Annotated in this window: 13 protein-coding genes; all 13 read right to left on the bottom strand. The window is 36.8% G+C overall.

Features of this window, described 5'->3' with window-relative positions; genetic code table 11:
- Positions 1-44: 44 nt before the first annotated feature.
- Positions 45-1,076 carry a recombinase RecA gene (recA, locus tag Y7E_RS0110940; protein WP_017151298.1) on the bottom strand — a complete coding sequence of 344 codons (1,032 nt, stop codon included), beginning with the start codon at positions 1,074-1,076 and terminating at the stop codon, positions 45-47.
- Between the two features lie 142 nt (positions 1,077-1,218).
- Positions 1,219-2,457 carry a competence/damage-inducible protein A gene (locus Y7E_RS0110935; protein ID WP_017151297.1) on the bottom strand — a complete coding sequence of 413 codons (1,239 nt, stop codon included), beginning with the start codon at positions 2,455-2,457 and terminating at the stop codon, positions 1,219-1,221.
- 20 nt (positions 2,458-2,477) lie between these two features.
- Positions 2,478-3,056: a CDP-diacylglycerol--glycerol-3-phosphate 3-phosphatidyltransferase gene (gene pgsA / locus Y7E_RS0110930; protein ID WP_017151296.1), complete on the bottom strand. Its 579-nt coding sequence runs from the start codon at positions 3,054-3,056 to the stop codon at positions 2,478-2,480.
- 64 nt (positions 3,057-3,120) lie between these two features.
- The gene (locus Y7E_RS0110925; RefSeq protein ID WP_026049174.1) at positions 3,121-4,023 is read right to left on the bottom strand and encodes a helix-turn-helix domain-containing protein; all 903 of its coding nucleotides are present in this window, start codon (positions 4,021-4,023) and stop codon (positions 3,121-3,123) included.
- Positions 4,024-4,044: 21 nt separating this feature from the next.
- The gene (locus tag Y7E_RS0110920) at positions 4,045-4,830 is read right to left on the bottom strand and encodes a DUF3388 domain-containing protein (RefSeq protein WP_017151294.1); all 786 of its coding nucleotides are present in this window, start codon (positions 4,828-4,830) and stop codon (positions 4,045-4,047) included.
- 138 nt (positions 4,831-4,968) lie between these two features.
- The gene (locus Y7E_RS0110915) at positions 4,969-5,217 is read right to left on the bottom strand and encodes a DUF3243 domain-containing protein (protein ID WP_000114454.1); all 249 of its coding nucleotides are present in this window, start codon (positions 5,215-5,217) and stop codon (positions 4,969-4,971) included.
- A 79-nt stretch (positions 5,218-5,296) separates the two neighbouring features.
- The gene (gene ymfI, locus Y7E_RS0110910) at positions 5,297-6,010 is read right to left on the bottom strand and encodes an elongation factor P 5-aminopentanone reductase (RefSeq protein ID WP_017151293.1); all 714 of its coding nucleotides are present in this window, start codon (positions 6,008-6,010) and stop codon (positions 5,297-5,299) included.
- A 183-nt stretch (positions 6,011-6,193) separates the two neighbouring features.
- The gene (gene yfmH, locus Y7E_RS0110905; protein WP_017151292.1) at positions 6,194-7,480 is read right to left on the bottom strand and encodes an EF-P 5-aminopentanol modification-associated protein YfmH; all 1,287 of its coding nucleotides are present in this window, start codon (positions 7,478-7,480) and stop codon (positions 6,194-6,196) included.
- On the bottom strand, positions 7,481-8,755 hold the full coding sequence (gene yfmF / locus Y7E_RS0110900) for an EF-P 5-aminopentanol modification-associated protein YfmF (protein ID WP_017151291.1): 1,275 nt from the start codon (positions 8,753-8,755) through the stop codon (positions 7,481-7,483).
- Positions 8,756-8,956: 201 nt separating this feature from the next.
- Positions 8,957-9,916 (bottom strand): ABC transporter permease, encoded by a 960-nt coding sequence (locus tag Y7E_RS0110895; RefSeq protein ID WP_017151290.1) that lies wholly within the window; start codon positions 9,914-9,916, stop codon positions 8,957-8,959.
- Positions 9,917-10,975, bottom strand: coding sequence for an ABC transporter permease (locus tag Y7E_RS0110890; protein WP_017151289.1), 1,059 nt, complete (start codon positions 10,973-10,975; stop codon positions 9,917-9,919). It lies immediately after the preceding gene.
- Complete coding sequence (locus tag Y7E_RS0110885) at positions 10,968-12,500, bottom strand: ABC transporter ATP-binding protein (RefSeq protein ID WP_017151288.1); 1,533 nt, start codon at positions 12,498-12,500, stop codon at positions 10,968-10,970. Before Y7E_RS0110885 ends, Y7E_RS0110890 begins: the two co-directional genes overlap by 8 nt.
- A 108-nt stretch (positions 12,501-12,608) precedes the next feature.
- Positions 12,609-13,685, bottom strand: a complete 1,077-nt coding sequence (locus Y7E_RS0110880) for a BMP family lipoprotein (protein WP_017151287.1) — start codon at positions 13,683-13,685, stop codon at positions 12,609-12,611.
- Between the last annotated feature and the right edge of the window lie 70 nt (positions 13,686-13,755).

The following is a 13,755-nucleotide window of genomic DNA, read 5'->3' as shown; positions in this document are numbered from 1 at the left end:
ATTATTGTGGGATAAAAATAAAAGACACGGAATCGTGTCTTTTATTAATCCAGAAGAGTACTTTCTTCTAAGTTTTCAGAAGCAGCAGCTTCACCAATACCATGATGCTCACGAATAAAGAATGCAATTTCATCTCTTAATTCTGGGTTTTCTTTTAAGAATTGTTTTGCATTCTCGCGCCCTTGTCCTAAACGTTCCTCATTATAAGAATACCAAGCGCCACTTTTTTGAACGATATCAAGTTCAGAAGCCATATCTAAAATTTCGCCTTCTCTTGAAATTCCTTCTCCGTACATAATATCAACTTCAGCAACACGGAAAGGAGGTGCTACTTTATTTTTTACTACTTTTACTTTTGTTTTGTTACCAACAATGTCGTTACCTTGCTTTAATTGCTCAGCGCGACGCACTTCAAGACGAACTGTTGAATAGAATTTCAACGCACGACCACCTGGAGTTGTTTCTGGGTTCCCGAACATAACCCCAACTTTTTCACGAATTTGGTTAATAAAGATTGCAATTGTTTTTGATTTGTTAATCGCACCAGAAAGCTTACGAAGTGCTTGTGACATTAAACGTGCTTGTAAACCAACGTGAGAGTCACCCATTTCCCCTTCGATTTCCGCTTTTGGTACAAGAGCCGCTACAGAGTCAATTACGATAATATCAATTGCACCGCTTCGTACTAATGCTTCTGCAATTTCTAGACCTTGTTCTCCTGTATCAGGCTGTGATAATAGTAGCTCATCAATATTAACACCTAACTTTTGTGCATATACCGGATCCATTGCATGTTCCGCATCAATAAATGCTGCTTGTCCACCTTGACGTTGCACTTCTGCAATCGCATGTAAGGAAACCGTTGTTTTACCTGAACTTTCAGGTCCGTAGATTTCAATAATACGCCCTCTTGGGTAACCACCAACACCTAAAGCTACATCAAGTGCTAACGAACCGCTTGGCACCGTAGAAACTCTACGTTCTGCCTGTTCTCCTAATTTCATAATTGAACCTTTACCAAATTGCTTCTCTATTTGTTTTAACGCCATATCTAATGCCGCTTGACGATCACTCATTCAAAATTCCTCCTTAACTGAATTGCTAATCTTATTATACCTATTTCTATATCAATTTGCCAACAAAAATCGAACATTTATTCGTTTTTTTGTTTTCCATGGAAAATCTTTCATTTTTCCCCACAAAAAAACTAGAAGAAACTCACATCTCTTCTAGTTTTTTATATAAATGATAAAATCCATATTTTGTAGAGCGTTCTCTTATTTGCTGACGACTTCCACTCAATTTAAGAGGAAATACTACTGTCGGTTCACCCTTTATCGCTAACCCAACAAATACAGTCCCTGGTTCTTTATTTTCCGAAGCATCCGGCCCTGCTACTCCAGTGAAACTAATTCCGATATCTGCTTTTAAAAGTATTTTAACATTTTCAGCAAGATAACGAGCACATTGTTCGCTAACAGCACCGACCGTTTGTAGTGTTTCTTCAGGTACTTGTAAAACATGTTGTTTCACATGGTTATGATAGCAAATCACGCCGCCTTTAAACACAGAAGATACGCCGGCATTTTCTGTTACTTGATTTCCAAACAGACCGCCCGTTAAACTTTCCGCACACGCTAAAGTTAAATCTTTTTTCTTCAATAAATCAATTGCTTTATTATGAAGAAAATCTTGATTATATCCGTAGAAAAATTCCCCTACTCGTTCTAAGATCAAATCTTCTACATGTTGAATGAGCATTTCCGCTTTTTTTACATCCTGATGTTTAGCGGTCAAACGAAGCGTTACTTCTCCATCTGAAGCTAACGGAGCAATTGTTGGATTCGTTTGCCCGTCAATTAAGTCTTGAACTTTCACTTCCAGTTGGGATTCTCCAATGCCGAAAAAGCGAAGAACACGGGAATATATATGCTCTTCAGTTGTAAAGTTACGTAAAAATGGCTCTACGTAATTTGTATACATCGGTTTCATTTCTTTTGGCGGTCCTGGTAATAGAATATAAACCTTCTCGTTCTTAGCTAACCCCATACCCGGAGCCATACCATGATCATTTGCAAATACAGTCGACCCTTTTAAAACAAGTGCTTGTTTCTTATTATTTTCTGTGAACTCGCGTCCTGTACGTTTAAAATACTCACCAATTGACGTTAATGCCACTTCATCATAAACAAGTTCTTCTTGTAAAGTTGACGCAATTGTTTCTTTCGTTAAATCATCTTTTGTCGGTCCTAATCCACCAGTAAAAATGAGTATATCTGCACGCTTCTCAGCAATTTGAATCGCTTCTTGTAAACGATGATTATTATCACCCACAACAGTATGATAATACACATTAATTCCAATGGAAGCTAACTTTTCCGATAAAAACTTTGCATTTGTATTTGTAATTTGTCCGAGTAACAATTCTGTTCCAACCGCAATAATTTCGGCATTCATTCCGATTCCCCCATAAGCTGTTATTTTGAATTCTTAAACACAGCTCTATTTTTCCAGAAATAATCCCATCCTGAAATAATCGTAAAAATAAGTGCAATCCATATTGTAATCTCTGCAACTGGAATATGAATTAAATTTAATGGTACATCGTGAAGTAAATATGCAGAAATCGCAACTACTTGCATCCACATTTTTATTTTACCAGGCATTTTCGCAGCAGCTACTTCTCCTGTACCAGCCAACACAAGGCGAAGCCCTGTAACTGCAAATTCACGACTAATAATAACAATCGCTATCCATGTTGCTACATAATGTAAATCTACAAGTGTAATTAACGCTGCAGATACTAATAATTTGTCTGCTAATGGATCTAAAAACTTCCCTAAATTCGTCACTTGGTTGTGTTTTCTTGCATAATGTCCATCAATCCAATCTGTAGCTGAAGCAATAATAAAAATGATCGCTCCTACTAAATGTTGAATTGGTAAATCTACATTTCCAACTGTATATGTTCCCCAGTTAAAAGGAGCTAACATAATTACTAAAAAAATTGGAATTAAGCAGATTCGAGATATTGTAATTTTATTTGGTAAATTCACAGCTATTCCTCCATCATGTCAAAAACATTTGTTCATTGGAAAAAAGTCATCGAAGCGATGACTGTTATTGTGCAGGTTGCCCTACCCCTAGATTTTTAATCACTAATCTTTGGTGATATTCCTTTTCTGGATCTAGTGGGAAAGCAACAACTTGGCCATTCAGTTTAATTTCAACATTCGGTGCACTTCCAATGTTGAGAAGTACTTCTTTTGCTGTTGTTAAATCATGTTTCTCTGTTTGACCTTCTTGAAGTGTACCATTAAAAATGACATTTCCACCTTCATTTTTAACATCTACATAACTTGCACCCTTCGCTGTAATTTCTAACTCCAGTGCTTTATTATTATGAATTTCCAAAGTAGATACCTTACCACTTGTTCCAACAACCTTCACTTCTTCTTGTCCATCAGGCGGTTGTTGCGCTGGTGTTTCTTCTTTCTTTGGTTCTTCTTTTTTAGATTCTTCTGCTTTTACATCTTCTTCCTTTTGATCCAGCGGAGAATTTTTCGCCTTCTGTACTTCTATTTGTTCACTTTTCGTTTGTTTTACTTGCCCTTCATCTTTTCCAGCTAACCATTGGAAAATAAACCACACAGCTACCCCTACTGCAATTACCAATAATGCAATCAATATTTTAGGCATATGATCTGCTATTGGAAGCGATGCTGCTTTTTGCATGGTTTCTTGTGTCTTTTGACTTGTTGATACTTGTGGTACATCATGAGACTCAGATTGTGGTATTATACTCTGATACTCTACAAGTAACTCTTCTCCGTTCAGACCAACCGCATCCGCATATTGTTTAATAAATGCACGTGCATAAAATGCACCGGGCAATATACTATAATCGCCCTCTTCAATTGTTACTAAATAACGTTTTTGAATTTTCGTAACCTCATGTAGCTGATCAATAGACAAGCCTTTCGCTTCTCTTGCTTCCTTCAGCTTTTGTCCTAATTCCGTCACTGCTAACACCTCAATATTTCCTTAAAAGTCAAACATAGAGAAATTATTTTGCGTTCCTTGCTCAATTTCATCTACTAAATTATATTGAATTTCTTCATCATAATCGTTACGCAATTCAATAATATAATCAAAATCATCAAGTGTATATTCTGATTGACTCACAAATACATCTGGATGTTCGACGACTTTAGTTGCAGGTAATCTCATAATTTCACGAACAAGTTGCCAATGTCTTTCATTTGCACGCTTTGTTGAAACAATGCCATCTAATATAAAAATATTGTCGTCACTATACTCATCTTCAATCAGTTGACTGCGTACAGTTTGCTTAATAAGAGTAGACGAAACAAAAAGCCAACGCTTATTTGCACAAACGCTTGCAGCAACGATAGATTCTGTTTTTCCAACGCGAGGCATCCCTCTTATCCCGATGAGTTTATGTCCTTCTTTTTTCATTATTTCTGCCATAAAATCAACGAGTAAACCCAATTCATCACGCACAAAACGAAATGTCTTCTTATCATCTGCATCTCGCTGTATGTACCTACCGTGCCTAACTGCCAACCTATCTCTGAGCTTTGGCGGACGATATTTCGTTACCGTTATATTATCCATCGTATTCAAAATTGATTCAAGTCTAGAGATTTGCTCTTGATTATCACACATAAGCAACAGTCCACGCCGAGCATTATCTACACCATTAATTGTGACAATATTAATGCCAAGCATACCGATTAACGAAGAAACGTCACCAAGCAAGCCAGGTCGGTTTTTATGTATTTCATATTCAAAATACCATTCAATCATCAGACGTCACTCCCCTTGCTTACTTTACACCTACGTACTATATTATATGATTTTACGTTAATAGGGAAGATAAATGTATAATTGAAGCATGGTATTTTCAATACCTAAAAAAAAGAGAGGATTTTCTCCTCTCTTTTTTTACTTATGTTGCACAAACTTTACCATTAAATTAGCGATTGTATGTTGTTCTTGTTCATCAGCGACTTTCCAAAGCTCCGCTAATAATTTTTCTTGATCATTTCGCGCCTCTACTTCATTTGCCAAATAATCACCTACACGGAATGCCATATCTGAAACTGCACCACCATCAAGTCCTTTTCCTTGCGCCTGTTCTAAGCGCTCTCCTAAAAAGCTTTTCCACTGGTCAAAATTATCTAGTACTGACATGATTAAGCACCTCACTATTAAGTAATAGAATCATGCTTAATTTGTACAATTTCTTATTTTTTATGTACAAATTTTTATTTTAACAATGCCAGCCACCATTCACCCCAATAATTTGCCCTGTTATATACGAAGCCCCTGATGATACTAGGAAAGAAACAGTTTTTGCGACTTCTTCTGGAAATCCAATCCTTCCAACTGGAATTTCTTCTGCAATTCCTTTCTTGTCCTCTTCTGAAAACACGCTTAACATTTCTGTCTCTATTGCTCCTGGTGCCACTGCATTTACACGTATACCACTTAGTGCAACCTCTTTTGCGAGTGCTTTCACATAAGAATTTTGTGCACCTTTTACCATAGAATATAGCACCTCACAAGACGCTCCTACTTGTCCCCATATAGATGAAATAACAACGATATTCCCACTTCTGAGGCGAATCATCGATGGAAGCGCGAGTGAAAGAAGATTATAGACACTCTTCACTTGCAATTCCACCATTTCATTCAATTGCCCATTTGTCACATCTGTCGCCAAACCAAATATACTCTTTCCAGCTGCATACACAATCACATCAATAGGATGATGTATTTGTTCCCATAGCTTTTGCACGCCATCTGCTATTGCCAAATTAGCTTGAACTGGAATAATTGCACCAAGCTCTAGCTTTAATTCTTTTATTTTCTCTTCACTCTTGTTGTAATGAACATACACCGTATACCCATCTTCAACTAATTGTTTTGAAATTGCGGAGCCGATTCCACCGCTTCCTCCAGTCACTAACGCAAACTTTGTCATATGTATCCTCTTTCCTCTACAGAGAAACTCTTTCAAATCATTAATTTTATCATGTATTCACAAACAAATAATACCCTCACCTTACAATTCGGCAATAACCAAAAAGTTAGGTGAGGGAGATGGATAAACTGTCCGTAAAATTCTAAATTGTAAAGCTTAAGCCCAACTTATTCATGTTTCACGTTATTTCTTTGGCAAGACTTGGCAAATACTCATTCTTTCCTCAGATAAAAATACTTTTGCTGCTTCTTGTAAATCTTGAACAGTTAAGCCCTCTAAAACAGAAAGAGCATCAAACAAACTAGATTCATTAAACGCATACCTTGTGAATTGGTTTGCAATATATTCAGGTGAGTTAAGCGAGCGTAAGAATCCACCAATTTTCTTTTTCTTTACACGCTCTAGCGTCTCCTTATCTAACTCACCATAATTTGTCTGTAGTAGAATACTTTTCAATCGATCTGCCAGCTCATCAGGCTGTTTCGTATCACCACCAACCATTGCAAAACCAAAGTTGCTCTCTTCTGTATAATCATAAGAGAATGAATCATCAATGAGTCCTTCATTATATAATGACTCATAATGAGCTGATCCTTTTCCAAATAAATAATCTAAAAGTAATGTAAGCGCAATCTCTTGTTTCAAAAGCTCTTGCCCTTTTTCTTTAAGTCCAGTCGCTTTAATACCGACTAAACATTTGGGTGTTTGAACAGGCATAGAAATAATTTTTTTCTTTTCATTTACTGATTCTGGTTCATCTTCAAATGAACGTGCGATTTCTGGTTGATTTTTATAATCTTTTTTCGCTTGGTTTTCACGTACTACATTCATTGTTTTTTCTGGATCAATTGCTCCTACAACAAATAACAACATATTGCTAGGATGATAAAATGTCTCATAGCACTCATACAATAAGTCTTTTGTAATTTTACTAATAGACTCAATCGTTCCTGCAATATCAATTTTAACTGGATGTTTAACAAATAAACTATCGATTAAACCAAAATACAAACGCCAATCTGGATTATCTTGATACATTTGAATTTCTTGACCAATAATCCCCTTTTCTTTCTCAACTGTTTTTTCAGAGAAATAAGGTTCCTGAACAAAATTTAATAATGTATTTAAATTTTGTTCTACATTTGATGTACACGAAAACAAATACGCTGTTCTCGTAAATGACGTAAAGGCATTCGCAGAAGCACCTTGTTTACTAAACAATTGAAACGCGTCATGATCTTCTTTTTCAAACAATTTATGCTCAAGAAAATGAGCAATCCCATCTGGCACTCGAACCATTTCTTCTTTTCCAAGCGGGACAAACGTATTATCAATGGAACCATATTTTGTTGTAAACGTTGCAAAAGTTTTGTTAAATCCTTGCTTCGGCAATATATATACATCTAATCCATTCGGAAGCTTTTCATAATAAAGCGTTTCTTTTAATTGTTCATAAGGAATTTTCTCCATCTATTCGCCCTCCGTCCCGTGTAAAAAGTAAATCGTATCTAGCTCAATGCTATTGGCAACCTTTACAATTTCCTCTTTTGTAACACGTTCAATCCCAGTTAACCATTCCTCTACTGGACGCGTACGTTCTGCTATGATGCCATGATAAAGCATTTCCACGAAACCACGCGGTGTATCAATCGCCTCTAAAATTTGATTTTGAATAACACTTTTTGTTTGATGAATCTCTTCTTCTGAAAAGTCACCGCTTTGCATCGCTTTCATTTGTTCTTTAATAATCTCGACCGCTTTTTCATAATTTTTCGCTTCAATTCCAGACATAACAAAGAGAAGACCTTTATGGCTTTCAAAACGCGATGCTGCATAATACGCTAAACTATTTTTTTCGCGTACATTCACAAATAATTTTGAGTGTGAGAATCCGCCAAATAATCCATTAAACAGCTGCAGCGCAAAATAATCTTCATCACGGTACGTAATATATGTGCGATATCCGATATTTAACTTACTCTGCTTTAATTCTTGTTTTTCGACAATTTCTTTTTCTTCATTATTTCGCTTATGAAGAATGACATTTTTCTCTTTTGCTGTACGAGGTGCAATTGAAAAGTATTTACCTACTAGACCAATCGCCTCTTCAGCTATATCACCAATGATATATAGATCCATTTCATCTTCCGCTAACACCTTTTGATAATAGCGGTATAACGTTTCATTCGTAATGGAAGCAACGCGCTCTTTTTGACCATTTGCACTTAAACGATACGGTTCTACTTTACACATTTCTTCAATTAATCGTTCATTAGCATAGCGCATTTTATCATCATATGTAGCTTCAATCCGTTGCACGAGCGCTCTTTTTTCACTTTCTACAATTGACTGTAAAAAACCGCTTCCTTCCGTTGCTGGATGTAATACGATATCCGACAGCATAGACAGTGCCTTTTCGAAGAGTGGTGGTGCATCCTGTAAATAGGTTTCATTGGCAATATCCACATAAATGGAGATGATATGATCTTCCCCTTTTTTACTTACATCTACCGCTAGGGAAGAACCGTACAATTCCTCTAAATATTGGCGAAGACGAATTACGGATGGTAATTTTTCTGTTGCACTCTGCAATACATATGGTAATAAAGCACGCTCTGTCACCGTTTCTTCATTCAATGGTGCTTTAAAGCGAAATACAAATGTATTTGTTTTATATTTATCTGTCGGAATCATATGTACACGCAAACCACCTAATTCATGCATTTGCTGTTCCATCAGTCTCATTAATAGCCCTCCTTTACGTATATAGGAATATTCCTCTTCAATATACAGTTTTTAGAAACGAAAAATCAACTTTTCTCCCTTACATACTTTCTCCTCAAACAGTTTACCAATTAAAGAGAGAAAGAAAATTTCTGTATTAAGCATATTCTATGTAAAAAAGCCCGCACTAATGTGCGAGCTTTTTCCATACTTTTAAAACGCTTATCTTTTTCCTTTTTCATACGGTGTTCCAAGTGCCTTTGGAGCTTCTGAACGTCCGACAAAACCAACAAGCGCTAAAATTGTGAACACATATGGTAATATCGTTAAGAACACACTTGGAATCTCTTTTAATACAGGAATTGTACCACCAGTTACTCCAAGAGATTGAGCAAATCCAAAGAATAAAGCAGCTCCAAGCGCCCCTAGCGGATTCCATTTACCAAAGATCATCGCAGCTAATGCTAAGAAACCTTGTCCTGTAATCGTTGCGCCTGAGAAGTTATTCGAGATTGACATTGCAAAAATCGCACCACCTACTCCCGCAAACATTCCTGAAATACAAACAGCGAGATAGCGCATTTTATATACATTAATTCCCATTGTATCTGCTGCCATAGGATGTTCACCTACCGCACGTAAGCGAAGACCAAACGGAGTTTTATAAATAATATACCAAACAACAAATGCTAAAATAATGGCAATATACGATGTTAATGGTACATTTGAGAAAAAGATTTTTCCGATAACCGGAATATCTGAAAGCCCTGGAACATCAATTTTTTCAATTCTGTATTGAATAAAATCAGTTTGTCCTTTGCCAAAGATCTTCTTAATCGCAAACACTGTTAAACCAAGGGCTAAAAAGTTGATGGCAACCCCACTAACAACTTGATCAGCGCGGAACGTAATCGATGCAACTGCATGAAGGAGCGCAAATAACCCACCACCAATTGCTGCAAAAACAAGTGCAATCCAAGGAGTCATCGTTCCCCATGTATCTCCCATTAACAATGTTGTAACTATACCAACAAATGCACCAAATAACATTAATCCTTCTAATGCAATATTTACAACACCAGAACGTTCACTAAACACTCCACCTAGCGCTGTAAAAATAAGCGGTGCCGCCGTATATAATGTACCTGTCACAAGAATGGCTAAAATATCTAGGAAGCTCATTTATTTCCCCTCCTTGCTCATGCGAGTAAGCGCCCATCTTAAAACATAACTACATGCAACAAAGAAGATAATACATGCAATAATTACGTTAATTAGCTCTGATGGAACATCTGCTTCAAAGTTCATTTGCGGCGCTGCACTTTTTAAACCACCAAATAGTAAAGCTGCAAGTAAAATACCAAATGGATTATTCCCACCAAGAAGCGCTACCGCAATTCCATCAAATCCAATTCCAGTAAACGAAGACATCGCCGTCATATTTTGAAATGTCCCAAGCCCTTCCATTGCACCACCAATACCGGCAAATGCACCGGCGATTGTCATGGATAATACAACATTACGAGATACTTGCATTCCAGCATACTGCGAAGCATGCTGGTTAAACCCAACTGATTTCAATTCATACCCTAAAGTTGTCCGATCTAGTAAGAACCACATCAAAATTGCAACTAAAATTGCAACGACAATTCCCCAGTGAAGACGGGATCCATCTGTCATAGATGCTAACCACTCTGATGCTAACGAAGCACTCGGTTGAATATCATATGATTTCTCATTTGCTTCATGTAAAAATCGCTTAATCAGGTCATATGTAACATAAAGCGCAATGTAGTTCATCATAATTGTAACAATAACTTCATTTACTTTAAATTTACCTTTTAAATATCCTGGGACAAATCCCCATAACCCACCAACGATAGCTGCAACTAATATAGATAATGGAATATGCAAAAATGCTGGTAAAGACACCGCATAGCCAAACCAAACTGCCGCAAGCCAACCAACTAACAACTGACCTTCTACTCCGATATTAAATAATCCCGTACGGAACGCAAATGCAACAGACAAGCCAGCTAAAACAAGTGGAATCATCGTCCGAAGCGTTTCTCCTATAGCTTGCGGATTTCCGACCATCCCCTCCCATAATGCTGCATAACCAACAATTGGATCATATCCACTAGCTACCATTACAATGGCTCCAACAATTAAACCAAAAATAACGGACAACACAGGTACTAAAATATTAATTGTTCGCTCCGTTAAAAATTTTTTAGCCATTTGTATTCACCTTCTCTTCCCCTGTTCCACCAGCCATTAACAGACCTAGTTGCTTTTCATTCGTTTCTTTTGCATTCACAACCGCAACGATTTTCCCTTCATAAATAACAGCAACGCGATCACTCACATTTAAAATCTCATCGAGTTCTAAAGATAGGAGAAGTACTGCTTTCCCTTTATCTCTCTGCTCGATTAATTTCTTATGAATAAACTCAATCGCTCCAACATCTAAACCACGTGTCGGCTGCGCTGCAATTAATAAATCTGGATCACGATCTATTTCACGTGCAATAATTGCCTTTTGCTGGTTCCCACCAGATAGGGCACGCGCTAATGTTTGTTCACTTGGTGTGCGCACATCAAACTGTTCGATTAGAGCTTTTGCTTTCTCCGTAATTTTAGCGAAATTTAAAATCCCTTTTTTCGAAAATTGATTTTTATAATACGTTTGCAAGACCATATTATCTCTTACTGAAAAATCAAGAACGAGACCATGTTTATGACGGTCCTCTGGAATATGACCAATTCCTTCTTCTGTAATACGTCTAACTGGCCAATTTGTTATTTCTTTCCCTTTAATTGCAATAGAACCTGACTCAACTTTTCGTAAACCAGTAATCGCTTCTATAAGTTCACTTTGTCCATTCCCATCAATCCCTGCAATACCGACAATTTCTCCTGCACGAACAGTTAAGTCAAGGCCTTTTACAGCAGGTAATTGACGCGCATCATGAACCACAAGGTTTGCAATGGAGAGTACACCTTCCTCAGGTATGGCGTCCGATTTTTCTGTTTTAAAATTCACTTGACGTCCGACCATTAATTCTGCAAGTTTATGTTCATTTGTATTTGCAACGTCAACAGTTCCAATCCCTTTTCCTTTTCGAATAATCGTACAGCGATTACAAACTTCCATAATTTCTTTTAACTTATGTGTAATAAGAATAATAGATTTACCTTCTTGTACAAGCTTTTTCATAATTTGAATGAGCTCATGAATCTCTTGGGGAGTTAACACTGCCGTCGGTTCATCAAATATTAAAATTTCTGCCCCGCGATAGAGCGTTTTTAAAATCTCAACGCGCTGCTGCATACCAACCGAGATATCCTCAATTTTCGCATATGGATCTACCGCTAAACCATATTGTTCCGATAACTGTTTAATCTCTTTAGCTGCTTCATCAACAGCAATTTTCCCTTTTCTCTTCGGTTCATTTCCAAGAATAATATTCTCTGTAACTGTAAAATTATGAACGAGCATAAAATGTTGATGAACCATACCAATCCCGAAGTCATTTGCAATATTAGGATTTGTAATTTTCACAGGGTTCCCTTTAATTTTAATTTCTCCTTGTTCTGGTTGATATAATCCAAAAAGAACGTTCATTAACGTTGACTTCCCTGCACCATTTTCTCCGAGTAAAGCATGTATTTCTCCCTGTTTTACTTGTAGCGTAATATTATCGTTTGCTACAATGCCTGGGAATACTTTTGTAATATTATTCATCTCAATTACGTATTCCATTTTGTTCCTCCTTTTAGCAGGGAACCGTCCCCTATTACACTCTATTAAAAGTAATTTTATATATACAAAGGTTAGTTCTTAGAACTAACCTTTGCTATTTCTCTATTATTATTTCTTAAGAGAAGCCTCGTATTCTTTGTACTCATCATCAGTGGCAGGTACTTTAATTTCACCAGCAGTAATTTTCTTTTCAAACTCTTCTACTTTTGTTAAAATTTCTGGATTTACTTTTTTCACGTTATCAGTTGTTTTTGCAATTCCAATACCGTCATCTTTCAAACCAAACTCTTCTACTTTTCCACCTTTTAACTTACCATCTTTTGCTTCTTGTGCTACTTTCGCAACCGCAACATCAACACGTTTCACCATAGAAGTTAACGTTACATTTTCAGGCATACCTTCTTGGTTTTGATCACGGTCAACACCAATTACCCAAACGTTTTCACCTTTTTTCTTACGGTTTTTCGCTTCTGTAAATACACCGTTACCTGTTGCACCAGAAGCATGATAAATTACGTCAATACCTTGACCATACATTGCAGATGCTAATACTGATCCTTTTTCCGGTTTATCAAACGCATCCGCATATTGCGCTACAATTTCAATGTTTGGATTTACTGCTTTTGCTCCAGCTTTAAAACCTGATTCAAACTTTGTAATCAGTGGACTCTTCACACCACCAATAAAGCCAACTTTATTTGATTTCGTAGTCATCGCTGCTACAGCTCCAACAAGGAAAGAACCTTCATGGTCTTTAAATGTAATGCTTGTTACGTTTGGTTTTTCCACAACAGTATCTACAATTGCGAATTGTTGTTTTGGATATTGATCTGCCACTTTTTCAATTGAATCTTGCATTAAATATCCAATACCAAATGTTGCATTATAATTGGCCTTCGCAAATTTTGTTAAGTTTGGAATATAATCTGAATCCTTATTGGATTGTAGGAAACGATATCCTTCATTTTTTTTCAAGTCGTTATCTTTACCAAACTTCGTTAAGCCTTCCCAAGCTGATTGGTTAAATGATTTATCATCAACGCCCCCAACGTCCGTAACCATACCAACTTTGAAATCTTTATCACTTTTTTTGTCACTACTTGCCTTATCCGAGTTACCACATGCACCTAACACTGTGCTTGCTGCTAACGTTAATGATAATAAAAGACCTGCTTTTTTCTTCATACTAGAAACCCCTCCTAAATGATATGTGTATCTATTAATATGCTAGTGTCCCCTTCTTCTTGCTGTCACC

This window comes from Bacillus bingmayongensis, from assembly GCF_000299035.1.
Taxonomy (GTDB): Bacteria; Bacillota; Bacilli; order Bacillales; family Bacillaceae_G; genus Bacillus_A; species Bacillus_A bingmayongensis.
Note: the sequence above shows the minus strand (reverse complement) of the source record. Positions and strands in the feature narration are given on the sequence as shown.